Here is a 26,668-nt window from a genome sequence, read left to right on the forward strand (position 1 = left end):
TTGGTGCATGCAAGGCTATTCCAAGTTAGTTTAATTGATAAACCACTTATTCGCCATGTTCAAACTCAATTTAAAGATCGCCCTGCGCAACCTTTGGAGAAGTAAAACCTCATCTATAATTAATATTATTGGATTGGCTATAGGTTTATCTGCCTGCCTGTTGTTGCTTTTATATGTTAATTATGAGATGAATTACGACCGTCATTTTAAGGATGCCGATAAAATTTATCAGGTAATGACCAACTTTCAGGATGCTAACGGAAAAATTACCAGTACTGGCGGCTCCCCTGGCGATGGAATAGCGATGGCTATTAAGGCTAAAATACCCGAAGTTGATGCAATAACCAGAATGGGAGGTAACGATTTATCCCTTATTGCAAATAACCAGCGTGTATTTAAAAAAAGAGACTTTTTTGCCGATCCTGAAATACTTAAAGTGTTTAATTACGATTTTATTACAGGCGATCCATCAACGGCAATGAATACGCCAAACTCAATTATATTAAGCGCAGAAACCGCAAAGCTATTATTTGGTACTACAGATGTGCTTAATAAAACGGTGAGGTATAAGGATGCTTACGATTTAAAAATTACAGGAGTAATTAAAGATTTTCCAACAAACACATCACTTCGCTTTGATTATTTAATGCCGTGGTCTTTCTTTGAAAGAATAAATCCCTACGTTAAAAACCCTGGTTGGGGAAATTTTAACTTTTTGGCAATGGCAAAGGTTAATAACCCTGCTAATATAAACCTGATTAATGCGAAGGTAAAAAAGTTGTTTAATGAAAATTACAAAGATCAAAAGAATGAAAATTTCTTGTTTCCTTTAGCTGATCTGTATTTGCATGGCGAATTTTTAAATGGTAAAAGCGTTGGTGGAAACATAGAGCGTATATATCTATTTATTGCCTTAGCTTTTGGTATTTTGTTAGTAGCCTGCATTAATTTTATGAATATGGCTACGGCAAAATCTGAGCGTAGAGCAAAAGAAGTAGCCATTAAAAAAACTATTGGTGCAACAAGAAGCTCTTTAGTAATTCAGTTTTTAACCGAAGCTTTAGTTTTAACAGCTTTTGCAGCATTAATTGCCATTATTATTGTTGAAACCACTTTGCCCATATTTAATAGGTTATTGGAAATAGATATTACAATTGGCTATACAAATATTGGGTATTGGCTAGGCATTTTTGCGGTGGCATTATTTACCGGTCTTTTATCTGGTATTTATCCTGCATTATTTCTGTCATCCTTTAAACCAATTCAAACCTTAAAAAAGAAAGCAGCCAGGGCTAAGGGTATTCCAATAAACTTAAGGCAGGTATTGGTAGTAACGCAATTTTGCTTTGCCATTATGCTCATCATTGCCACGCTTGTAATTTATAAGCAAATGCAGTTTATCAAAAATAAATCAGCAGGGTACAATAAACAATTACTAGTAGAAATGCCTCAGGATGGTGAACTAGGTCCTAAGTTTGATTTGTTTAAAGAACAGGCTTTAAAAACAGGGGCAGTTGTAGCTGTTAACCAATCATCGCAAAGTATAACAAGCATTAGCAATTGGTTTTATGGTTTACATTGGACAGGGATGGAAGAAAAGGGGGCAGAAATTGTATTTAACAGGATGCAAACGAAGTACGATTTTGTTAAAACAAACGGTGTTGAAATGGTGCAAGGCAGAGATTTCTCTAAAAATTACGCTTCAGATACCGCCGCACTTTTGCTAAGTACAACAGCCGTAAAAATGATGCAGCTTAAAAACCCTTTAGGTACCAGCGTTACACTTTTTGGCAAACGATTAAAAGTTATTGGCGTTTTTAAGGATATCATCTGGGATTCTCCATATTCATCCGGCAGACCGATGATTATAAATTTCAGCCAAACAGAAGGTGGTAACATTAATATGCGTTTAAACCCAGCAAATAGCCTGAGTAAAAACCTTGAATTAATATCAACCCTGGTTAAAAATATGAATCCAGCCTATCCAGTAGAAATTAAATTTGTTAATGATTTGTATGCTAAAAAGTTTAGAAGTGAGGTTATTTTAGGCTTGTTAGCCAACGTTTTTGGGGGCATAGCCATATTTATTTCCTGTATGGGGCTTTATGGTTTGGTGGCCTACAGTGCAGAGCAACGTACAAAAGAATTTGGCGTTCGTAGAGTTTTAGGCGCTTCGGTGAGTAATATCATGAACTTACTTTCAATTTCATTTATAAAAATGGTATTTGTAGCCGCTTGCATAGGTGTGCCATTAGCCTATTATTTAATGAATAAATGGCTAACCAGCTTCGAATTTAGAACAACAATATCTGTGTCCATTTTGTTAATTTCTATTATAGGAACAACATTAGTTGCGTTTTTAACGGTAAGTTTTCAGGCATACAAAGCAGCAAAAGCTAACCCTGTTGATGCCTTGAAATATGAATAAAGCATCAACTGCAAGTTCTAAAACTGTCTACTACAAGTTTTAACAAGCTGTTTGAGATGTTGGTACAAGCTGTTCGAGATGTTAGCTTTTTCAGCGCATCTCGTACTATTGATGAAGCAGGATTTTAAAATCCTGAATGTCATTTATAGTTTTACCTATTTACGGGTTCAGAGAACCCTTTTTATTGTTAATTCGAGATGCCTGCGGAACATCTCGAACAGCTGAACTACTACAAACCTTAAACCAGCCCCGCTGTTCGAGATGTTAGCTTTTTCAGCGCATCTCGTACTATTGATGAAGCAGGATTTCCAAATCCTGAAGGTCATTTATAGCTTTTACCTATTTATGGGTTCAGAGAACCCTTTTTATTGTTAATTCGAGATACCTGCGGAACATCTCGAACAGCTGACTACTGCAAACCATAAACTGTCTACTACAAGTTCTAAACTACCAGCTGCAAGTTCTAAACTGTCTACTGCAAACCCTAAACTGCCTACTACAAGTTCTAAACTGTCAACTACAAACCTTAAACTGTCAACTACAAGTTCTAAACTGTCAACTACAAACCTTAAACTGTCAACTACAAGTTCTAAACTATCAACTACAAACCCTAAACTGCCTATTGCCAATTCAATACTATCAATTGCACCTCTTTTTTTAAGTAAGCAAAGTTTTACGCCAGTATAAATAGTAAATTACTTAATATTGGAGTTCAAACTCCCTTAATGAAAAAAGTAATTCTAAGCATCTATTTAGTGCTTTGCTTTATGGTAAGCTATGCACAGCAAAAACCAAACATCATTTATATTTTGGTTGATGATTTAGGATATGGTGATGTGGGTGTATTTTTTCAAAACCAACGTAAGCTTTCCGGAGATAAATCATTACCCTTTGAATTAAGTCCACAATTAGATAAGATGGCGGCAAATGGTGCTATTTTAACACAGCAATATGCAAATGCACCTGTTTGTGCACCATCAAGGGCATCTTTATTAACAGGAGTAAACCAAGGAAATGCAAGCGTAAGAGATAATCAGTTTGATAAAGCATTAGATAACAACCACACCATTGCTACCGTATTAAAGCAAGCAGGTTACCGTACTACAGCCATTGGTAAATGGGGCTTGCAGGGTGATGATGAAAAGGACAAACCCAATTGGCCTGCACATCCATTAAAAAGAGGTTTTGATAATTATTTCGGCTATATGCGCCATGCAGATGGACATGAGCATTACCCCGTTGAAGGCATTTACAGAGGTAAAAAAGAAATTTGGGCTGATTATACCGAAGTATCAAAAGATTATGGGAAATGTTATACTACAGATTTATGGACTGCCAGAGCTAAAAACTGGATCACAAAATTTGAAAATGAAAAAACAGATGCTAAGCCTTTTTTTATGTACCTGGCTTATGATGCACCACATGCCGTTTTAGAATTGCCAACGCAAAGTTATCCCGAAGGTGGAGGCATCAATGGTGGTTTAAAATGGATAGGTAACGCTGGTAATATGATTAATACAGCATCGGGCGTAGTTGATTCTTATATACACCCCGATTATAAAAATGCTACTTATGATGATGACCATAACCCTGCTACGCCTGAAATTGCCTGGTCTGATACCTATAAAAGATATGCCACAGCAGTACGGAGAATTGATGATGCCGTTGGCGATTTGTTAAAATTACTTAAGGATTTGAAAATTGATGATAACACGCTCATCGTATTCTCATCCGATAATGGCCCATCTATAGAATCTTATCTGCCGAAAAACTATGCAGCAAATTTGCCAACCTTTTTTAGTAGTTATGGCCCGTTTGATGGTATAAAACGCGATTGTTGGGAAGGTGGCATGCGCATGCCAGTAATTGTACAATGGGCAAAACACATTAGCCCCGGTAAGGAAGTAACTACCCCATCTATGCTATCTGATTGGTTAGCAACTTTTGCTGATGCCGCTAAAGTGCCTCTCCCCGCTAAAAGTGATGGTGTTTCTTTATTACCTTCACTTTTAGGCAGTGGAAAGCAAAAGGAAAGTCTTGTATATTCAGAATATTTTGAAGGCGGAAAAACACCAAGCTTTAATGCCTTTGAAAAAGATAAACAAGGCAGAAAGCGTAACCAAATGCAAATGATTCGTTTCGGTAATTTAGTTGGCGTACGTTATGATATAAAATCTGCAACCGATGATTTCGAAATTTATGATGTGCTTAATGATCCTAAACAAATAAATAACCTCGCCACCAGAGCAGAATACACAGCTTTACAATTAAAAATGAAGGATAGGGTACTCCAACTCAGAACCAGTTTACCTGATGCCAAAAGACCATACGATTCTACAGCTATTCCGCCAGTAATACTAAAAGGAACAGGCAAGCAGGGCTTAAAGTGGCGTTTCGTTGCAGGTGTTTTTCCTTGGGTAATTCAAACGGATAATATAGAAGCAACCCAAACAGGGTTTTCAAAGTCATTTGAAGTTAAGGAGGTAAAAAAGGAAGGAAGCTTTATGTTTACAGCATATGTAAAAGTGCCCAAAACTGGTAGTTATGTGTTCACAATATCAGGCAAGCAAAAAGCTTTTGTAAGGTTACATGATGCCGCAATACTAGATGCAGATTTTAACTATAACGGAAAAACATTGCAAAAAACAGTCGTGCTGAAAGAAGGCTATCATCCAATTAAAATTTATACTATAAATAAAAACCTTAAAAACGATTTGCAAATCAAGTTTGGAACAATAGAAAACCAAAGGCCTTTAGAACAATTTTTGTGGCAATTTTAATTAAGCCGAAGCGAGGTGAATTATTAACTAAATGCAAATAATCTATATCCAAAACACGTAATTTGCAGTCTTAAACCCAACCAAATATAATCCATCCCAATGAAATACCTGTTTAGTCTTTTTATAACCCTTTGCTTTTTAGAAAGCGTAGCCCAAAAGCAGCCAAATGTAATTTTAATTTGTGCAGATGATTTGGGTTATGGAGATTTAAGTTGTTATGGCGCTACAAAAATAAGTACACCAAATTTAGATCAGCTGGCAGCAGAGGGCATACGTTTTACAAACGGCCATTCTACCTCTGCAACATGTACGCCATCAAGATATGCAATGATGACCGGCAACTATCCATGGCGAAAAAAGGGTACAAATATTCTCCCTGGTGATGCCGCCCTTATAATTCCTACTGATAAAACGACCTTGCCTAAAGTATTTAAAAGTGCAGGCTATCAAACTGCTATAATAGGTAAATGGCATTTGGGTTTGGGAGATCAAGTACAAAAAGATTGGAATAAAGAAATTAAACCCGGCCCCAATGAAGTAGGTTTTGATTATTCATTTATCTTTCCAGCTACGGCAGATCGTGTTCCAACCGTGTTTTTGAAAGATCATAATGTTATAGGTTTAGAAGATAACGATCCAATTGCGGTAGATTATAAAAATAAGGTGGGCAACGATCCCACAGGAAAAGAACACCCCGAGTTATTGAAAATGAAAAGCACACCAGGCCAGGGGCACGATAATACTATTGTAAATGGTATTGGCAGAATAGGTTATATGGCTGGTGGTAAAATGGCACGGTGGACGGATGAAGAACTTTCTTTTACCTTTTTAGAACAAGCCAAAGGTTTTATTGCCGACAAAAAAGACGTTCCATTCTTTTTATATTTTGCCACAACAGAACCACATGTTCCGCGGATGCCAGCAACCATGTTTAAAGGTAAAAGCGGCTTAGGACCACGAGGGGATGCTATTTTGCAATTAGATTGGACGGTTGGTCAACTTATGGAGCAGTTGAAAAAGGAAGGCATAGCAAAAAACACGATTATAATTTTTACCAGTGATAACGGTCCTGTTTTGGATGATGGATATCAGGATGATGCTGTAACCAAATTAAACGGACATACGCCTGCTGGGCCTTTACGCGGTGGTAAATACAGCGCTTTGGAAGGTGGTACCAGAATGCCATTTATTTTAACCTGGCCACAAAGAGTGAAACCCGGAACATCAAATGCGCTAATTTCTCAAATGGATTTTATCCGTTCATTTGCCAATCTGCTTGGAAAAAAGATCGAACTAACGGATGCTAAAGATAGCGAAAACCAATTGCAGGCTTTTTTAGGAAAAGATAAAAAAGGACGATCAGAATTGATTTTGCAAGGAGGTGCACTCTCTATCATTAAGGATGGCTGGAAATATATAACACCCAATAAAGGTGTTGCTTACGATAAAGCAGTAGGTATTGAAACCGGAAACTTACCAGTAGCGCAGCTTTATAACCTTACAGATGATGTTGCCGAAAAAAATAACCTCGCCAGTAAGTATCCCGAAAAAGTATTGGAGCTTAAAACCTTGCTCGAAACAAATTTGGCAAATATTGAAAAGTAAAGTCAGCTGAAATATATTTAAAAGCAAATGAGCTTTATTAAATATTGCTTGTTTAGTTGTTGTAGCTAATTTATTAGTTGTATATTTATTGCACATTAAATAGGTTTATGGATATTAAAGATTTAACAAAGGTTGAGGCACAATTGATGCAAATACTTTGGCGTTTAGAAAGGGCATTTGTTAAAGAAATTGTTCATGAATTGCCTGATCCTAAACCTGCTTATAGTACAGTTTCTACCATTATAAGAATTTTAGAAAGCAAGGGTGTAATAGCATATGAAGCTTTTGGGAAAACTCACCGCTACTATCCACTTATTAGTAGAGAAGAATATATGCGCCATGAAACGGATAAGTTTTTAGGTAATTACTTTTCTAATTCCGTACAAGATATGTTCTCCTTCTTTATCCGCGAGAAGAAAATAGATATGAAGGATGCCGATGAAATACTAAAAATGATTGATAAGATTAAAGACTAGGCTATGGAATTTACAATGTACTTAATTTGTACAAATGTGTGTTTAGCAGCATTTTATTTACTTTATGTATTATTCTTTAAGAACAGTACTTTTTTTGTACTTAATAGAATTTATCTGCTCGCTACTATAGTGTGTTCTATTTTAATTCCATTTATATCTGTTTTTAATGTTGCCGCACCAGTCCAGGTAAATGCATTGTCGGTTTACATTTCTACAGCTAAAATTACCGATCAGGTTTTTGCCGAAACAGCTAAATATCCGTTGCTTTGGTTGGCTATAATTTATTGGATAGGCGTTGCAGCGAGCAGCATTTTGTTTTTTGCCCGATTGTTATACATTAAAAAGCTTTTAATAAATCCATCCACAACCGGTATGGCTTTTACCTTTTGGAAAACAAAAGTAATTGATCCCGATCTTTTAGCCTACCACACAATTAATGAACACGAATCTATCCATGCAAAACAAATACATACAATAGATATATTGCTGGTGGAAATATTGGGCATTTTTTGCTGGTTTAATCCAATAATTTATGGCTATAAACGTAGCGTAAGAAATTTACATGAGTTTTTAGCCGATGAGCATGCAGCTAAATTAGCTGGCAGTAAAAAGAATTATGCGATGATGCTTTTTTGCCAAACATTTAACGCCAGCCCCAATCTCACCAATTCGTTTGCTAGTAAAACACAATTGCAAATGCGTGTAAATATGCTTCAGAAAAATAGATCTGCCAATACCATATTATTTAAATATCTACTGCTTTTACCAGTATTATTTATCCTCTTTATGCTTTCTTCATCAATGGTTAATAAGCCAGCAATGAATGGCGCTTTAACTGAATCTGCTGTTTTTCCAGGAGGATTTCCTGCTTTCAGTTCCTATTTAGTAAAATCAGCAATTAAAACAAAAGGTGTAAAAGGGAGAGTGGTTGTTGGCTTTACAGTAGATTTTGATGGAACTATTACAGATGAAAAAATTGTTCAGCCTTTAAATAGTGCTCGTGATAATGAGGCATTGCGCATAATTAGAAATAGCCCCAAGTGGAAACCTGCTTTACAAAATGGTCAAATTGTGCGTTCAGGTTATCAAATTGGAATAAATTTTAATTGATGGGAAGAGAAATTAACGATAACTAATTTTTTAGCTGTTATAATTAATCAATTAGTTGTATAACTAATAAAATAGTTGTATGTTTGGGTTTAAATTAAACCTAAATAGTCGGCTATGTTATTTTCTAAATTTCCTCTATTAAAAAAGCTAATCTGCGTAATAGTTTTTATTTCGATTTCGGCGATACTTCATGCGCAAACCAATTATCAAATAAAAGGGGAGGTGCTTGATGAAAAGCAAATTCCGTTACCATTTGTTCAAGCTAGTTTAAAACGCAGTGTGGATTCTGTGCTCATTAAAACCATTTTATCTGATGAGCAAGGTAAATTTGTTTTTAATGTATCCTCTGGTAAATACATTATTCAAATTTTTATGATGGGTTATTTGCCTTACCAAACTAATGTACAGGTATTGGCTAACAGCGTTGTAAACATTGGTAAAATTCAATTAACGCCACAAGCAAGGCAGTTGGGCACTGTTAATGTTGCTGCATCATTGCCGTTTATAGAGCGAAAGGCAGATAAGATTGTTGTAAACTTAAATGGACTTGGATCTGGAGCACCAATTTTAGAGGTAATGAATCAATTGCCAGGTGTACAAGTTTCGCCTAATGAAACCCTAAGTTTAAATGGTAGGCCAGTACAGATTTATATTGATGGAAAGGCAAGTACGTTATCTGTTGAGGCGCTTGCAGGATTGTTAAGGGGTACATCATCATCATCTATCCAAAAAGTAGAGCTTATTGCGCAACCATCTGCAAAGTATGATGCTGCAGGTAACGGTGGAATTATTAATCTGGTTAGAAAGAAAAATTATAAAGCAGGTTTAAATGGAAATATGTACGCAGGTGCTGGTGTAGGCAAATATTTAAAAGCCAATGATGGGTTTAACTTAAATTATAAAGGGAAAAATTTTAACCTTTTATTAAGTGCTGATTATTCTTTCAATAAGTATTTTGTAAACTCCTTTATCACTACTGATTTTTTTAAGGATAACAATCAGCTTACAGGGCGTTCTTTATCTGATATTTACAGCGTAAGGCGCAACGCAAATTATACCCCAAATTTAGGTTTAGATTTATACCTTTCTAAAAAAACAACGTTATCGGCATCCATAAAACCTGGTTTTGCTACATTTAATAAAGATGCTTCATCTATTAATTCCAATTTTGGTGCAACAGAAAATCTATTAAACAAATCTGTTTTTTCAAACTTGGTTGCTACCAGCTCAACTAATTTTTCTTCTGGTTTGCATTTACAGCAAGATATTGATACCACAGGCAAGCAACTTACAGCAGATTTGGATTATTATCGCTTTGGAAATTATAGTAACCAAAACAATAACAACACTAGTTTTAATGCCACCGGAGATATTTTAAATGTAGAGCCAAGTCTTTTTAACCAGGATAGGGTTTTTAGTGTTTATGCGGCAAAGGTTGATTATGTATTGCCCCTTGGAAAAGGTAAACAATTAGAAACAGGAATTAAATCTAGTTATGTAGTATCTAATAATTCAAATGAGCTTTTTAATGCCAATGGAAATGCGAACATTTTAGGTGTTTCTGATTTTGATGCCTTTGCCTACAAAGAAAATGTATCTGCAATTTATGGTACTTATAGTTTTAACGGCAAAAAGCTTTCTTATAATTTGGGTCTGCGTGGCGAATATACATGGGGCAAAGGAAACGAACAGGTAAGTGGTTTAAACTTTAGCCGTAACTATTTTCAACTCTTTCCATCACTTCATATCGATTATAAGTTATCAACCTCCAATAGTTTGTTTTTTAGCTTAAATAAAAGAATAGAAAGACCTGGATACGAAAATCTGAATCCTTTGATAAGGATTATAAATTCCACCAATCTGCAGCAAGGTAATCCATCGTTGCTGCCTGTAAAATCATATAATATAGAACTAAGTTATGGCTATAAAAATCAGTTCTTTTTTGGCGGTAATTACAGTTTAAGTGTTGATGATTTTACCTCCATTACAGTTCCATATTCTACAGGAATAACTTCAACAAAACCTGGCAATGCAGACTATAGCCAATATTATTCCCTTTTTGCCATTTATAATAAATCCATATTTCAATGGTGGACAACCAGTTCTAATTTAATTTTATCCCGTAGGAGTTTTAAAGGAATGTTAAACGGAAATTTGTTAGAAACCAATGGCATTTTTGGATTATCAGCATCGTTATATAATAGTTTCAATATTACTAAAACAACATCTATCATGTTTTTATTCAATTACCGTAGCAAAAATGTAGATAGAACCATTACCAATGATGCTTATGCTACGCTTACCACTGGCATACGGCAAACTCTTTTAAATAAAAAGGCATCTCTACAGCTCAACTTTATGGATATATTTAAATCATATAAAAATAGCTACTACCAAAATTCGGGATTAATACAACAACAATGGCTTAACCAATATGAAACCCGATCAATTAAATTAAACTTGAGTTACAGCTTTGGCGGGGCAGTAAAAAATATAAAAAGAAGCAACGGAGCAGATGAAGAAAGGAACCGAACAACTTTGAAAGAGAATTAATAATAGTATTTGATGAATCCTTTATTCAAAGAATAAAAATGGTTTAGATAAATATTGAATAATTACTTCTTCATTTAATCGTTACAATTTTATTATCACGGATTTTATATCTTGTCACTTTAAATGCGAATCATTCTTCAAAATTTATGAAAATACTTCTTATAAATCTTTATTGTATTCTTTTTTTAACTTTAATCGCTTCTGCACAGAAAAAAGAGCTCACCCTAATAAACCCTTTAGCACAACCGCGTACTGATGAATTAATTGTAATTAAGAGATTTTCTGTGCAAAATTTATTAGGTGGAAAGAATAAAGCATCTTATTTAAACATAACAGATCCATCAGGAAAAGAGCTGCTTGTTCAGTTTAATGATCTTAATTTGGATGGAAATTGGGATGAAGCCGTATTTTTATATTCGTTTAAACCATCAGAAAAAGTTAAGTTTATAGTTACAGGAACCAATAAACAACATAATGAAGCTGTTGTAAGGGCACATGTAAGACATCGTAGAAAAAATGCTAATGATACTTTTGCCCCTGCAATTAATCGTGATTCTATTCCGGCAGGACAAGCAAATACTGATTTCTCTAAAACTAAATTGCCACCATTTTTAACCGAAGGTCCTGCCTGGGAAAATGATAAAGTAGGTTTTAGATTATATTTTGATGTACGCAACGGCAAGGATATTTGGGGCAAAACTACATCAGCAATGATGATGGATACCGTTGGTGCAAACCCCGCACTTATTTATCACAACAGGGCAGATTGGGGGATGGATGTATATAAGGTAGGTTCATCATTAAGTGCCGGTGCCTTAGCCATTAACATAAAGCTTAAAAACGGCAAAGATTCATTAATCAGGCTTGGTGGAAAAAATATGGGTAAGGTTATTTACCAAAAAATAGTTGATGGCCCATTGGAAGCAAAGTTTAAAATGACTTATCCCGAATGGAATTTTGCATCTGGTTATAATCCTATCTTTTTAGAAGAAGAAATAAGCATTTGGGGTGGTCAGTATTTTTATGAAAGTAAAATTAAAGTTATAGGAGCACCAAAGGGATCAAATTTAGTAACAGGTTTTGCTGATTTATTTAAAATTGATGCAGCAACTATAAACACAAAAAATACACAGGTATATTATAGCTATGGCTTGCAAAGTGAAAATAAGGATAATTTAGGATTGGCTGTAATGACACCTAAAAGTGAAGTAATTGCAACAGGTAAATCTGCTGCGACAGAAAAGGATATTAAAAACAGTTATTTAGTTTCATTTAAAATCCCTGAAAAAGAATTTGCTACTTTCCGTTTTTATGCAGCTTGGGCACCAACTGATAAAAGATTTGCTGATAAAACAAGCTTTGAGCAATTTTTACAGCAACAAGCAGCCTATTATGATGCTAAAATTACGATGCAATGGAAGTAAGCTAACCACCATTTTAATTAACAACTAAAAATAAATTAACCCTCAAAACAAAAGCAATATGAACGTTAGAAAAACAGTTTTAATTATTGGCTTTATTATATTTTTTATAGGATTAATCTCCTCATTCGCCATCGATAATTTTTTAGAAAAATATGCTATCGATAAAATGATATTGATTATGACTACCTTAATTGGTGGCGTAATATTAGTGCTTTATGGTGCAACAGGTCGATATTTTTTAAAGGCTTTATTGTTCATTTTTTGTAGCATCCTATTCTGTATGGGAGCGTGGACCATTTACGAATGGGACAACTGGTGGAGCATATTTGTTGTTTTTTATGTTGGTACAGGAGCCGGAGTTTCTTCTGCAGTACTTCTACTAATAATCCGTTATTACTTTTTTATAAAGAAAGCCAAAAAGCCATCACTGTTTATTTTAATCCCAATTTATCTTTTATTGGTATTCGTTGCTTCTGTTGTGTTTTACTGTGGGCACGATGTAATTTTTGATGTTTTTGGTTATTAAAAGCATTTCCATTAAACAAAAAAGACCTTGAATTAATTCAAGGTCTTTTTTGTTTTGTATTAAGATTTTAAATCTGAGCACTAATTTGTACTCTTCTATTTAGAGTTCTACCTTCCTCTGTACTGTTACTACTTACAGGCTCTTTATCTCCGTGACCTTTAATTGTAAAGCGTTTAGGATCAATACCAGCGTTAATTAAATAAGATTTAACAGCATTTGCACGATCTACAGATAACGACATATTGTGTGCTGGCGTACCCTCTGCAGAAGAGTGACCATTTAAAACGAATGTAACAGAAGGATTTTTCTTAATCTCTGCAACAACTTTATCTAAAACTGGAAACGAAGCCGTTTTTAAAACAAATGAATTAAATTCAAATTGAATATTTTCGAAATTATAATTCGGTTTTTCCTCTGGTGCAGGAGCTTCAGTTTGCTTAGCAGGTTCAGGCTTTTTTTCTTCAACAGGAGGAGGAGTAGGCTTTGCAACAGGTGTAGGATCGGGCTTGGCAACCATCTTTTTTGTTTTACAAGAATACATTCCAAGTGTAAACAATGCAATGAGTGCTGTGAATGAAAGTTTTTTCAGGATGTTCATATTTTAATTTGTGTTTAAGGCTGCAAGAGTAATAAAAATAAAACAATTTGCAATTAAATGATTGCCTATATAACGTCAGATTATCAAAGAACTTACATTACTTACAATTTTAGTACCTTTTAGTTTTGCTTCTCTCCGTGATCTAAATATGGCTCAACGTGAATTAAGGCATTTTTAATATGTAAATCAGATTCCATTAATTCATCTTTTACTTGATGGGCAACTGCATGCGCATCAAAAACATTAATATGTCCATCTACCTCAATATGCATATCTACATAATAATCTAATCCCATTTTACGTACATAACATTTTTCTACTCTTTTAACCTCTTTGTGTAAGGAAGCGATATGACTTATAGCCTCTATCAACTCATCAGAAGGTGCTTTATCCATAATTTCGGCAAATGCCGGACGAATAATTTTAAAGGCGTTGTAAACAATGAAAAGGCAAGCGAGTAATGCTGCCCAATCATCAGCACCTTCATACCCTTTGCCCAAAAATATAGCAATGCCAATACCTGCAAATGCCGCAACAGATGTAATGGCATCGCTGCGGTGGTGGTAAGCATCGGCTTGTACAGCCTGACTGTTAATGCGTTTTCCGATGGCGAAAACGTAGCGAAACAATAGTTCTTTAGTTACAATTACAATTAAAAGGATAATGAGTGTGTATCGTTTGGGTAGTTCATGTGGAGTTTGGATAAAATCAATTGCATGCCAGGCAATCCACCCAGCAGCCAATAAAAGAAATAAACCAATTAATATTGCCGCCACAGGTTCTGCCTTTCCGTGGCCATACGGGTGACCTTTATCTGGCGGTCTTTGCGCATATTTTAAAGCCAGCCACAACAATCCCGAACTAATTACATCTGCCCCAGATTCTGTTGCATCGGCTATTAATGCATAAGATTGACCTAAGTGCCCGGAAATTCCTTTCACGAAAATTAAAATAATACTGATAACAATTCCAATCTGAGTTGTTCTGATCGCTTCTGATGAAGCAGATCTTTTTTTAGTAGTCATAAAAAAAATATAATAATAAATAAGCTTACCTATTTGATTTTAAATAGGTTATAATAAATAATAGAATGTAATTATATGCTTATCTGTGGAGGTCGGTAAAGCTGATCTAGGTAATTATTTTGAAAAAAATGATCAGGATTACGAGGGCTACAAGAAATGATTTCGGGTTTATTTTGTGCCTGCCAGTTTTTATTTATCTTTTGAAATAAAAGGTAATGATGGTTTTGTGCTATTTTTTTAAATGGCAGCTTCATATCCCGGTCGCCATCACGATCATTTAAATCTTTTCCCCAGTAATGAATGGATAAAAAGTTAATAAAGGTAATTTTAGAATCACGTTGCTTATGCTCAATAAAATGACTGGCAAGGATAGGAAGTTTAAAAAACTCTCCAAGTGTGGTGTTGCTCCAAAGAATTGAAAAAATAAGAAAATTAAGCAAAACCTGTTTCACAATGTAAAATTACCAATTCTATTTTAAATTAATCTGGTAATTTTTTTAACAATAAGTTAAGGTAATATTAGGATAGTAGAATGTTAAAATTATTTGATTTTCTTTTTGCCTAAAATATAAAATGAATAGAAATATATTAAGTTTAAATAGCTAACGGATGATTTTTAAATTAAAAAGCATCGATTTACGCAAACGTTTGTGTGTTAAATTTTCTTTTTTTGCGCTTAAAACAACTATAAAATCAGTTAAAACCTTCGTGTTTAAAATACACATTTTAAAGCCGTAAACTATTAAATTGTTTTACTGAAGAATAAAGCCATTTTTAAACCAATCAACTATGATTTTCAGTAATACGACAGGAGATTAGCTTTTTGCATTTCAAATATTCCATATTAAGAAAAAGTAGAGCATTTGCCAACATTATTTTAACCGAGATTAATAAAAAAAAATATTTTGTATACTTAATTGGTAGTTTATTGAAAAATTAAATATAATGAGCATTTTTTTAAGTTAAATTATCGGTTTTTTGATTTAAAAACTGCTTTTATAATCCATTTCAAACGTTTGAAATGGAAAATCAAACGTTTGCGTGATTATTTTCTTTGCCCTCGGGATTTGTTATAAATAACTTGGCTTTAATCAACAAACTTAACCATGATCCCAAATTTACTAACTACTTATCCTGTAAAATGGATAGCTCAGGAAAGAGCATTCTCTTTAAAAAATTTCAGAAAAAAATTATTTGAATTTAGGCTTCTCCATTAGGAGTTTTTTAACCTGATTAAAATTTAGTTATTCCTGCTCCTGGCAGGCTTTCATTCTTAATTTTCTTAATCTCTAATTATGAGAAATTCAACGAAAAAAATGCACTGCGTTTTCTTCGCAGTAGCCCTTTTGTGTCTTTTTTCTTGCAAAAAAGATACTTACACTTCTGATGTATTCCTTCGGAAACAATGGAAAGTAGAGCTTAACACCACCAATAATGTTCCGGCATTAACAGGCAGAACAGATGTGGCGGTTTGTATGCTATCCTTAATGGATAACAATCAGCTATTTTATGATATTTATTTTATCAATCCCCTAAATAATGGAGATGCGCCAACATCAGCCAAACTCTTTTTAGGCAATGCCGCTGAAAATGGTTCGGTGCTCATCGATTTACAAAATCCAGCTTTCAATACCGATCGGGAAGTGAAGGGAAATTTAACGATAGGTGCGGCAACTATAACCAGCCTTTTAAATGGTCCGGTTTATCTACAAGTTAATTCCAATCAGCAAACTGCAGGTTTGGTTAGAGGGCAAATTGATAAAACTGTAAAATTTTCTGCTGATGTAGATTTAGGTAAATACGCTACAACGGTTAATACAACAGCCAGCGGGAAAGCTTACATCCGCTTGTTAAGTGATAATTCTCTTGCTTATAAAGTTGAGGTAAATGGCTTGCCAACAGGTGATGCGTTAACTGGTGCACACTTACATAAAACAGCAGATAATAGCAATGTTTTAACCCTCGTTTCATCGGCTGCTGATTTTAATAAAGCCTTTTTAATTCCAGCTGCATCCGTTCCGGCATCCAGCATTACAGCAGATCCGCTTTACATAGATGTGCACTCTCAGCTCTATCCGGCAGGATTACTTAAAGGCACCTTGCGATAATTTTTTGGTAAAAAACAAAACAAAATGAAATGGACAATCAAAATTTTAAGCTAAAAATATACAGATTTCTACTCTTGATTATTGCACTTTCTGGTATTCAGTTAACTGCATCTGCAATGAGTTATAGCTGGCAGCAGCAAAATGATACAACCAAAAAAGATAGTTTGGTTACTAATCCAATGTCGATTAAAAAGAATATTCAGGATAGACACATTAACCTATGGAATAGAACAATACCACACCTTCAAAATGTAACAGGTAGCTCTACCATTTATGGCGAAGATGTGAATACAACGCCTGTTGCAGATATTAGTAATGTTATTGCAGGTAGAATTCCAGGTTTATATTCTTCCAGAAGCTCTGGTCGTACAGGACCAATGTTCGATGCATCATCACTAACCTTAAGAGGACAATCTCCTTTAATAGTTGTAGATGGAGTGGTACGATCTTTTACATCATTTAATGTAGAAGATATAAAAAGTATCACCGTTATGAAGGATGCCGTTTCAACCAGTATGTATGGTTTAAGGTCATCACATGGCATAATTTATATAACCACAAAAGATCAGAGCGATGAAAAACCCTTTGAGTTAAATTTTTCTGCACAATATGGTTTTCTTAATCAGCTTAAAAGACCAAACTTTATTAATGGTGCTCAATATGCTCAATTGTACAATGAGGCACAACAAAATACTTTTCCTGGGGCTGTTCCAGCTTACTCGGCTTCAACTATAGCATCATACCAAAATGGAACTAATAATCCTTTTTCACAGCCTAATAATGATTGGTATAACACGATTTATAAAAATAACACGGCGCAGCAACGTTACGCCATCAATGCATCTGGTAATGGAAAAAGCTATCGTTATTATACTTCTGTAGAGCATTTTGCTCAAGATGGAAACTTTTTAACTGATAGCAATAATCCTTATGATACAAACAATTTTTACAAAAGATATAATCTGCGTACCAATGCGCAAATAGATTTTAATGAAGATATACAGCTTTCGCTTAACATTTTTGGTTCGATAGAAAATAATAGTGAGCCAGGAGCGGGTGCATCTACAATTATGGATCGTATTTATGGTGTTTCTCCACTGGGTTATCCTGCTCGAAATGCCGATGGTAGCTTTGGTGGAAACACGCAATATACAACCATTGTAGATAATGTAACCTATGGAACCAATATTTTGGCTAGTACCATTAATTCGGGCTATACAAGATATAATGAGCGAACTTTAAGTGCAGATGTAGGCTTAAAATTTAAGCTAGATGATTTTGTTAAAGGGTTGTGGGCCAAAGGTATATTATCTATTAATAACTATTACCTGCAAAGAACCACAAGAATTAAAAATTTTGCAGTTTACTATCCTGTAACCACGCCAACGGGTACTACCTATACTAAAATTGGTAGCGATGGAACGATTGAGGCTAATAAAGGTATTTCTAGTATTGATACTCAAAACAAACAATCATTTTTTAATGGGTTGGTTGGCTATGATAAAATATTCGGGAAACACACTTTAAATGTATTGGGTACTTTTAATTTAACCAACCTGATAGACTCTTATTCTCAACTGAACCAAATTTATCAAAATGCAGGTGTTACTGCCAGCTATAACTATGATAAAACGTATTTAGCAGAAGTAGGAATGGTTTATAGCGGATACAATCGCTACAAGGAAGGAAGCAGATGGGGCTTTTTACCTTCCATAGCCTTAGGATGGGTGGTTTCTAACGAAAATTGGTTTAATAAAGGAACACTAAGCTTTTTAAAACTTCGAGGTAGTGCAGGTAAAACCGCTTGGGCAGATCCTTCAAACTACTATACTTACCTGCAAAATTATACCGTTGGATCAACCTCTACCGGAAACTATAATTTCGGTTCAACACCTACGGCTGTTAATGGGAGTTATGAAAATGCACTGAGTAACCCAAATATAACCTGGGAAAAATCGCTTAAGTATGATTTAGCTTTAGAAGCAGGTTTCTTTAAAGATAAGTTAAACCTGGAGCTTACTTATTACAATAATAAAAATACGGATGAACTGATTGATCCTGCCAATGGGTATGCATCTGGCATACTTGGCTTAACTTATCCAAAGGTAAATGCGGGGCAAACAAGGTATTCGGGCTTAGAAACTTCATTAGGTTTTAATGATAAAAAGGGAGATTTCAGCTATTTCGTAAAAGGGAATTTTACCGTTGCAAAAAACAAAATTCTGTCAAGGGCAGAGGGTATTTACCCATACAACTGGATGTACAGAGCGGGGCAACCATCGGCAACATTTGGATATGAGGCAATAGGCTTTTATCAGGTTGGAGAGGATGTGAGTAAAACAGCCAATATACCTGGTTACAATCCAGTGGCTGGAGATTTAAAATACAAAGATTTAAATGGCGATGGCATTATCAATTTTCTAGATCAAAAAGCAATTGCCGGCGATAAACCTCTAGTGTTTTTTGGTTTTAATTTTGGCTTCGGTTACAAAAACTTTGATTTCAGCGCATTGCTTGAGGGTAGGGTTAATAGAGAAATTTATTATGATCCAACAGCTATGTCAGCATTTTACAACAGTACAGGTTTTGTGTTGGATTATACAACAGAAAATAGATGGACGCCTCAAAATAGCGTTAATGCAGCCTTGCCTAGATTAACTTTAGGTACCAATACAAATAACCAGCAAGTATCTTCTTTCTGGGTTAGAAACGCAGATTACCTCCGACTAAAAAATGTAGAAATAGGGTATTCTGTTCCTCAAAAATGGCTTAAAAAAGCAAAGTTGAGCAAGCTTCGGTTTTTTGTTAATGCATACAATGTACTTACCTGGACAAAGCTTGACTATTTCGATCCTGAAACTGGTCTTTCTCCTTTCCCTAATTACAGGGTAATTAATGGTGGGGTATCTCTAAAACTATAATTCAAAACCTTAGATATGAAAAATTTTATATATACACTAATGTTCGCATTCTTTTCATGCTTAATGTTGACTACAGGTTGTAAGAAAATGATTGAGGATGGGCCGCTTGAAAATGCAAATAAGGATTTGGTTTTTGATAAAACAGATTCTTTAGGAAAGTATGCCGAAGAATTTTTAAATAATATTTATTCCAGCTTGCCAAAGGGATATAATAGAATTGGCAATAACCTGCTTGATGCTGGTTCTGACGATGCGCTACCTTCATCTACAGCAGATATAGTTCAATTTTATTCCAATGGTGCTTTTAATCAGGTAAACCTACCAGATAACACTTGGGATGCAAACTATGCCGCAATTAGAAAAGTAAATGAGTTTTTGGCAAATATAGATCAGGTTCCACTAAAAACACCTGGTTTTAAACAAAGATGGAAAGCAGAAGCTAGAGGTTTAAGAGCGATGTTTTATTTTGAACTGATTAAAAGATGGGGAGGAGTGCCAATAATTGGCGATCGTGTTTATGATTTAAGCAGCAATTTAAATCTGCCTAGAAATACCTATCAGGAATGTGTGGATTATATTAATGCTGAGATTAAGGCAATTTTACCATTCCTAATTTCTCCAAACACAACAAGCAGTTATACCACTATTTATTTCGGAAGGTTTACCACTGGAGCAGCCCTGGCATTGCGATCCAGATTAATGCTTTACGCTGCTAGTCCACTAAACAATCCTTCCAATGATTTATCTAAATGGACTGCCGCTGCCGCCGCCGCAAAAGATGTAATGGATAGTGTTACGGCAAGTAAATTTGTTTACGCCTTATCTACTGCTACCACAACAGCACATTATACCACAACTAATATGGCTGCTTTGGCACCAACTACAACAATAAATAATTATGTGGCGGGTGTAAATAAGTTTCTAAACGTTTTTTCTAACCGCTATAGTGCAGAAATTATTTTACCATACTTGCAGGCTACAAACACGGGCGTTGAGTACTATAATGAGCCAATTGGTTATACCCGTGGTGGTTTGGGCAAAACTAACCCAACACAAGAGCTTGTTAATGAATTTGAAACCTTTGATGGAAAAATGATTAGCGATAATAACTCAGGTTACTCGCTAGCTAATCCTTACTACAATCGCGATCCTCGATTAGCAAGTTCTGTTTCCTTTAATGGACTTTATTGGCTTACCAGAAATGTACAAACATATGATGGTGGGTTAGATAGACCAAAAGGTTTTGGTAATGCCACATCTGGCGAAACCAGAACAGGTTATTACATGAGAAAGTTTATGACAGGAACCACCAGCGAAAGTTCATACACGGCTCAAAATCATAATTTTCCAATTTTTAGGTATGCTGAAATACTATTGAATTATGCTGAAGCGCAAAACGAAGCAGTTGGTCCGGATGGGCAAGTATATGCAGCCATAAATGCAATAAGAATTAGAGTAAACATGCCAGCACTGCCTGCAGGGTTAACACAAAATGAGATGCGCTTACGTATTCGGCACGAGCGCCGCGTAGAAATGGCGTTTGAAGAGCAACGTTTCTGGGATATTCGCCGTTGGAAAATTGCCGAAAACGTATTAAATGGAACGCTTCATGGGATACAAGCAACTTTAACCGGTACTACAACAACTTATAAAATTGTTGATGCTGCCCCTGTAAAATTTGAAGCATCGAAAATGTATCTATTCCCAATTCCTTTTAAAGAATCTTCGGCTAACAATAAAATGGTTCAAAATCCAAACTGGTAATCCTATTAATAATCGTATGAAAAGATATATATATGGGCTATGTCTAGTCTTAGCCATTTTTGTAAAAAATACCGTTCAGGCGCAAACCGTAGAGGTTGTTTCTGGAGTAGTTTCTGATGATAAAGGACCAATTCCAGGCACTAGTGTCTACCAAAAAGAAGCCACTGCCAATGGTACCGTTACCGATGAGAACGGGCGCTATAAACTTACTTTAAAAGGAACTTCTAAAATTCTTGTGTTTTATTCGCTCGGTTACTTAAAAAAGGAAGTTAATATTGGTAATAAAAGTACCGTAAATGTAACAATGGCTGAAGACTCAAAAGGGTTGGAAGAAGTTGTGATTTTAGGTTTTGGCGAAAAAACCAATAAAATAACTAGTACAGGTTCAATCAGCTCTATTACAGGTAAGGAAATCAGGCAAAGTCCTACTTCGAGTTTGCAAAACTCACTTGCTGGTCGTTTACCAGGTTTTTTCTCTCAACAAAGAAGTGGACAGCCGGGTAAAGATGGTGCAAATTTTCAAATCAGAGGTATTAGTACCTATCAAGGTTCAACTACGCCATTAATTGTGGTAGATGATATTGAAGTTACGTCAGATCAAATTAGCATGATTGACCAAAATGAAATTGAAAGTTTAACCATTTTAAAAGATGCTTCTACCACCGCATTATATGGCGTTAGGGGTGCAAATGGCGTTGTAGTTATTAAAACAAGAAGAGGGCAGGCAGGGAAACCGCAATTAACTTTCCGCCAGGAAACAGGTTTAAATAGCTCTGCAATGAATTTTGAAACCAATGATGGGTACACAACATTAGCCTTATTAAGAGAAACTACTGCGGAGCAATATCTTGATCCTGGCACGCAATATCCCAAATATTTTGGCGGTAATAATTTAGAACACTATCGCTTAAAAGATGATCCGTACAATTTTCCTTTTGTGGATTGGTGGAAAGAACTAACTCAAAAGTTCAGTATGCAAAACCGCACCAACTTCGACATTAGTGGTGGTACTCAAAAAACTAAATACTTTGTTTCTTTAGGTTATTTTAACCAAGGCGGCTTATACAAAGATTTTACTAAGGATGAGGGCTATAATGCCAATTACAATTTCGATCGTTACAATTTTAGATCAAATGTAGATTTAGATCCTACAAAAGATCTTCACATCAGATTTGATTTATCGGGGAGATTTGGAGTAACCAATTCGCCAAACGATTCTCCAGGAAATGGAGGAGCACCAACTTTGCAATACCTATGGAACGGGCAATTATCTGCGTTTGCTTATCCAGCCTATAATCAAAATGGTAGTTATGGCGGTTCTACCAGCGGTGCAACAAAAATAAATCCGATAGCAAATTTAAGATGGTCGGGCTACAATAGAGATTATACCAATAACCTTGCTTTTGTATCACAAGTTGATCATAAATTAAATTTTATAACCGAAGGTTTATCTGCCAATGTATTGGTTTCTTACGCAAGTGATTATAAATTTAGTCGCAACTTAACAAGAACTTCCTCAGAAATCCCAACCTATTATTGGGATCCCAACTTGAATAGTTATATGCCGGTGGTAAATAATCTATATCGCTTGGGCAAGCTATCACGTTCTGGTGGTTATACGGGTTCAAACCGACTGGTTAATTTACAGGCATCATTAAAGTATAACCGAAGCTTTGGATCGCACAATGTGAGTGCACTTGCCCTGTTAAATCAAACCACAAAATCCGAAGAAACTATTGTAAACAATACGTTAATTACATACGATCCTTATAATGTTAGAGGTATAACGGGCAGAGTAAGTTATAACTTTAAGCAAAAATACCTTATTGATTTTAATGGTGCTTATAATGGTTCTAACAAGTTTCAATCCAGTAAGTTATATCAATTTTTTCCTTCTGTAAGTGTTGGGTATAACATAAGCGAAGAGCCATTTTTTAAGAACAACATTAAGTTTGTAGATAACCTAAAATTAAGAGGATCTTACGGGATGGTGGGTAATGATGGTATTGGTACAACGGTATATGCTTATGAGAAAACCTATTCATCAGGAAGTGGTAAGCCTTATGTTTTTGGCGAAACACCAGGCACTACTTCAACGGGTTTAATTGAGCCAACTTTAGCCAATAACAACATTACCTGGGAAACACAAAAAGATGCAAATATTGGCCTGGATTTAAAAATGTTTAAAGGGAAATTAGCATTCACCGCCGATTTTTACAAGAAACGTAGAAAAGATATTTTAACTCAAAGAGCCTCTGTAGCGTCATCATTTGGCGCATCATTGCCTTTCGTTAATTTAGGTGTTGTAGATAATAAAGGTTATGAATTTGAATTAACCTACCGCGATAATGCACTTTCTAATAAGCTTACTTATTTTGTTAATGCCCAAATTAGCCATTCAGAAAATAAAGTGGTTTTCAGAGATGAAGGCTCTTCAAGATACCCATGGTTAGGGTTAACAGGCAGGCCAGTAGGTGCTTTATTTGCTTATCAAGATGCAGGGCTTTACCAATCGCTTGCTGATTTATATACCAGCCCGAAATTGATTACATCAACGCCTTTATCCAATATGAGTTTAGGTGGGGTTAAACTGGTTGATTTAAATGGTGATGGAATTATTGACCAGAATGATATGGGATATATCGGTACAAACCAGCCAGAATATATTGCTGGCTTAAGCTTCGGTTTCTCTTATAAAGGATTTGATTTCAGTACTTTATTTCAAAGCTCATTTAAATACCTCATTAATATTCAACGGGGAATTATTAATTACAGTCGCCCAGAAAACCAATCTATCCCTTACAATTTAGGAAGGTGGACACCCGTTACTGCAGAAAACGCAACTTTTCCTGTGCTAAGCGGAAGTGGTTCTACAAATTCTCCATACTCCACCTATTGGGCAAAAAGAGGAGATTATGTACGCTGGAAAAACGTTGAAATTGGGTATCGCTTACCTACATCTTTTGCAAAAAAGCTTCATGTTAATAACATTAGGGTTTATGCAAACGGGTATAATATGGGGTTAATTTATACTGCATTACCAGTATTTATCGATCCTGAATCTGTTACCGGTTCATCAACTACAACCAATATTGGCGATTTAAATGAATATCCGCAACAGCGTATTTACAATTTTGGAATTCAGTTTGGCTTATAATTAAGAATAATATGAAATTAAAATATCTTTTAGGCAGTTTAGCTATAGTAGTCATTACTGCTTTTTCAGCCTGTAAAAAGGCAGGTTTTTTGGATAAAAAAGCCGAAACACTTACTGAAGATAAAGTTTTTGCCGATAGTGCTTTAACATCTGCATTAATTACCGATATGTATGCTTACACCGGGCAGGATGTGATTCCAGCTCGCTATACCATGATTACAACTCCTGTAAATAATGAATATGGTTGTTTAGATGATCAAACAACGCTATCTATGGGCTACTGGGATGACCCAACAAAAAGTGTAATGCAGGGCACTTATACAGCTGCAAATTATGCCTTTAACAACTATTGGACAACCTATTATAAAAAAATCAGGCAGGCATCTTTATTTATGCAAAAAGCGGTAAATAGTCCTATTTCTGCAGCCAGAAAAAAACGTTTAATGGCTGAAGCAAAGTATTTAAGAGCATTTTTTTATATAGGATTAATCAGGTTTTACGGCGGTGTACAAATTATGCCAAACGAGCCTCTTGATGTTCAGGATCCATTAATTTCTAAAAGAAATACATATAAAGAATGTGTTGATTATGTGGTAGCTGAGCTAGATGCTGCCGCTACGGATTTGCCTGCAGCATCTGCCCAGGATGCCAGCGAATACGGCCATGCAACTAAAGGCGCAGCTTTAGCATTAAAAGCAAGAATTTTACTTACAGCAGCAAGCCCTTTATTTAATGGAAATTCATTTTCATCAGATGCTAGTATCCTGCCATACATTACATATTCTACCAGTTACAATAGTTTGTTATGGCAAAAAGCTGCCGACGCATTAAAAGCCGTAATTGATATGCCTGATTATAGTTTGGTAATTGATAATACCACACGGGCAGGGCACGGTTTTTGGAAAATGTTTTTAAAAGGACGTAGAAATACGGAATTAATTACACCTTATTTTTGGAGTGGAAGCGCTTTAGAAACTTATCGTTTTCCAAGAAGTAGAAATGGATCTGGTGGGTACAACAATCCAAGTGAAAATGCGGTAGCCTATTTCGGTATGAAAAATGGAAAGTCGATTACCGATCCTACATCCGGCTACAATCCGGCAAATCCTTATACAAACCGAGAACCGCGGTTTTATTATTCAATTATTTACAACCAAGCCCCAATATGGAAAAGCGGTTCGGGCACAACCATGGTTCCCATTGATATTTATTTTAATAAAGCTACTGGTGCAATGACGGCCGATGGTATACAAGCGTATTATACCCGAACAGGATACTATTCCAGGAAAATGTGTAACGATTCTATCGCTCCAGGTGGTGTAACAAACTCAAACAGAGCTTATCCGGTAATCCGTTTAGCAGAAATGGTTATGGGTTATGCCGAGGCACTTAATGAAATGGGGCAAACAGAGCAAGCCGTAACAAATCTAATTAAATTACGAAGCCGTGCAGGAATAGACCCAGGTAGTGATAACAGATATGGTATTGCTGCTGGCATTTCGCAAAGCGATTTACGTAAGGTAATTCAGGCAGATTATGTTGCAGAGTTTTTTCAGGAAGGCTTGTTTTGGTACAATACCCGAAGATGGAGAACGGCAGAAGTAACCGAGAAAATGAATACTACATCCATGTTGGCTACAAGAGAAACCAACGGAACTTATACTTACACCGCAGGAAATGCCGTGGTTGTAAACTGGCAGCAGCGGGCTTATTTTGCTCCAATACCGCAATCTGAAATCAATAAGGCAGCAACGCTGATTCAAAACCCCGGATGGTAAAACCTTATAAACAAAAACACAATCTATAAAATATATTAATTGCGCATGACTAATGAATTAATGATTAAGGAAGTAAATCCAATGATTTTTTATTCCGGAAAACAGGATGAAGTCCAAATTTTATTAAAAGCTGCCGACACAGGAGAGCTGATTGTAAAATCTTTAACAACAGAGATTATGAAGGTAAGTGATATTTCGCTTGAAAACGACCCTACAGAAATTAGTTGGCACCAGGATATAAATGGGCTTAAAATAAGCTTACCTAATCAACTTCCTGTTGCAGATAATGATGTACGTATTTTAAAGGTGAGATTTAAGGATTAAACCCATTGATTTAAAGCTTTCTTATTAATTATTATCCATTTAACGATTAAACCATAAAAATTTGAAATAAATAATCAATCACTAAAAAACC

At 35.4% G+C, this 26,668-nt stretch carries 18 protein-coding genes; 14 read left to right on the forward strand and 4 right to left on the reverse strand.

Annotated elements, in window-relative coordinates; translation table 11 throughout:
• Positions 1-55: 55 nt before the first annotated feature.
• Positions 56-2,428, forward strand: a complete 2,373-nt coding sequence (locus EHC72_RS05205) for an ABC transporter permease (protein WP_131536611.1) — start codon at positions 56-58, stop codon at positions 2,426-2,428.
• Positions 2,429-2,799: 371 nt separating this feature from the next.
• Here EHC72_RS05205 and EHC72_RS05210 read toward each other — a convergent pair whose 3' ends face one another.
• Positions 2,800-3,057, reverse strand: a complete 258-nt coding sequence (locus EHC72_RS05210; RefSeq protein WP_131536612.1) for a hypothetical protein — start codon at positions 3,055-3,057, stop codon at positions 2,800-2,802.
• A gap of 96 nt (positions 3,058-3,153) precedes the next feature.
• Between EHC72_RS05210 and EHC72_RS05215 the strand changes: the two genes are divergently transcribed.
• From EHC72_RS05215 to EHC72_RS05245, 7 genes are all read left to right on the forward strand, one after another.
• Positions 3,154-5,208, forward strand: coding sequence for a sulfatase-like hydrolase/transferase (locus EHC72_RS05215; RefSeq protein WP_131536613.1), 2,055 nt, complete (start codon positions 3,154-3,156; stop codon positions 5,206-5,208).
• A 99-nt stretch (positions 5,209-5,307) separates the two neighbouring features.
• Positions 5,308-6,813, forward strand: a complete 1,506-nt coding sequence (locus EHC72_RS05220; protein ID WP_131536614.1) for a sulfatase family protein — start codon at positions 5,308-5,310, stop codon at positions 6,811-6,813.
• 107 nt (positions 6,814-6,920) lie between these two features.
• On the forward strand, positions 6,921-7,289 hold the full coding sequence (locus EHC72_RS05225; protein WP_131536615.1) for a BlaI/MecI/CopY family transcriptional regulator: 369 nt from the start codon (positions 6,921-6,923) through the stop codon (positions 7,287-7,289).
• A gap of 3 nt (positions 7,290-7,292) precedes the next feature.
• A complete protein-coding gene (locus EHC72_RS05230) occupies positions 7,293-8,399 on the forward strand; it encodes a M56 family metallopeptidase (RefSeq protein WP_131536616.1) in 1,107 nt (368 codons plus the stop codon).
• A gap of 114 nt (positions 8,400-8,513) precedes the next feature.
• Positions 8,514-10,952, forward strand: a complete 2,439-nt coding sequence (locus EHC72_RS05235; RefSeq protein ID WP_131536617.1) for an outer membrane beta-barrel family protein — start codon at positions 8,514-8,516, stop codon at positions 10,950-10,952.
• A 146-nt stretch (positions 10,953-11,098) separates the two neighbouring features.
• A complete protein-coding gene (locus EHC72_RS05240) occupies positions 11,099-12,376 on the forward strand; it encodes a DUF4861 family protein (RefSeq protein WP_131536618.1) in 1,278 nt (425 codons plus the stop codon).
• 58 nt (positions 12,377-12,434) lie between these two features.
• On the forward strand, positions 12,435-12,902 hold the full coding sequence (locus EHC72_RS05245; RefSeq protein WP_131536619.1) for a hypothetical protein: 468 nt from the start codon (positions 12,435-12,437) through the stop codon (positions 12,900-12,902).
• A gap of 67 nt (positions 12,903-12,969) precedes the next feature.
• On the opposite strand, the gene EHC72_RS05250 is transcribed toward EHC72_RS05245, so the two are convergent.
• From EHC72_RS05250 to EHC72_RS05260, 3 genes are all read right to left on the reverse strand, one after another.
• The gene (locus tag EHC72_RS05250; protein ID WP_131536620.1) at positions 12,970-13,500 is read right to left on the reverse strand and encodes an OmpA family protein; all 531 of its coding nucleotides are present in this window, start codon (positions 13,498-13,500) and stop codon (positions 12,970-12,972) included.
• A gap of 119 nt (positions 13,501-13,619) precedes the next feature.
• The gene (locus EHC72_RS05255; RefSeq protein ID WP_131536621.1) at positions 13,620-14,525 is read right to left on the reverse strand and encodes a cation diffusion facilitator family transporter; all 906 of its coding nucleotides are present in this window, start codon (positions 14,523-14,525) and stop codon (positions 13,620-13,622) included.
• A gap of 71 nt (positions 14,526-14,596) precedes the next feature.
• Positions 14,597-14,977, reverse strand: a complete 381-nt coding sequence (locus EHC72_RS05260; RefSeq protein ID WP_165585767.1) for a hypothetical protein — start codon at positions 14,975-14,977, stop codon at positions 14,597-14,599.
• Positions 14,978-15,820: 843 nt separating this feature from the next.
• Here EHC72_RS05260 and EHC72_RS05265 point away from each other — a divergent pair.
• The 6 genes from EHC72_RS05265 to EHC72_RS05290 are packed head-to-tail and all read left to right on the forward strand — an operon-like array spanning position 15,821 to position 26,577.
• Positions 15,821-16,633 (forward strand): CHRD domain-containing protein, encoded by an 813-nt coding sequence (locus tag EHC72_RS05265; RefSeq protein ID WP_131536623.1) that lies wholly within the window; start codon positions 15,821-15,823, stop codon positions 16,631-16,633.
• A 29-nt stretch (positions 16,634-16,662) separates the two neighbouring features.
• A complete protein-coding gene (locus tag EHC72_RS05270; RefSeq protein ID WP_131536624.1) occupies positions 16,663-19,554 on the forward strand; it encodes a SusC/RagA family TonB-linked outer membrane protein in 2,892 nt (963 codons plus the stop codon).
• Positions 19,555-19,569: 15 nt separating this feature from the next.
• Positions 19,570-21,318 carry a RagB/SusD family nutrient uptake outer membrane protein gene (locus EHC72_RS05275; protein ID WP_131536625.1) on the forward strand — a complete coding sequence of 583 codons (1,749 nt, stop codon included), beginning with the start codon at positions 19,570-19,572 and terminating at the stop codon, positions 21,316-21,318.
• 16 nt (positions 21,319-21,334) lie between these two features.
• Positions 21,335-24,475 (forward strand): SusC/RagA family TonB-linked outer membrane protein, encoded by a 3,141-nt coding sequence (locus EHC72_RS05280; protein ID WP_131536626.1) that lies wholly within the window; start codon positions 21,335-21,337, stop codon positions 24,473-24,475.
• An 11-nt stretch (positions 24,476-24,486) separates the two neighbouring features.
• Positions 24,487-26,253, forward strand: coding sequence for a RagB/SusD family nutrient uptake outer membrane protein (locus EHC72_RS05285; protein ID WP_131536627.1), 1,767 nt, complete (start codon positions 24,487-24,489; stop codon positions 26,251-26,253).
• A 45-nt stretch (positions 26,254-26,298) separates the two neighbouring features.
• Positions 26,299-26,577, forward strand: coding sequence for a hypothetical protein (locus EHC72_RS05290; RefSeq protein WP_131536628.1), 279 nt, complete (start codon positions 26,299-26,301; stop codon positions 26,575-26,577).
• The last annotated feature ends 91 nt before the right edge of the window (positions 26,578-26,668 follow it).

Origin of the sequence: Pedobacter nototheniae (assembly GCF_004335085.1) — a bacterium.
GTDB lineage: Bacteria > Bacteroidota > Bacteroidia > Sphingobacteriales > Sphingobacteriaceae > Pedobacter > Pedobacter nototheniae.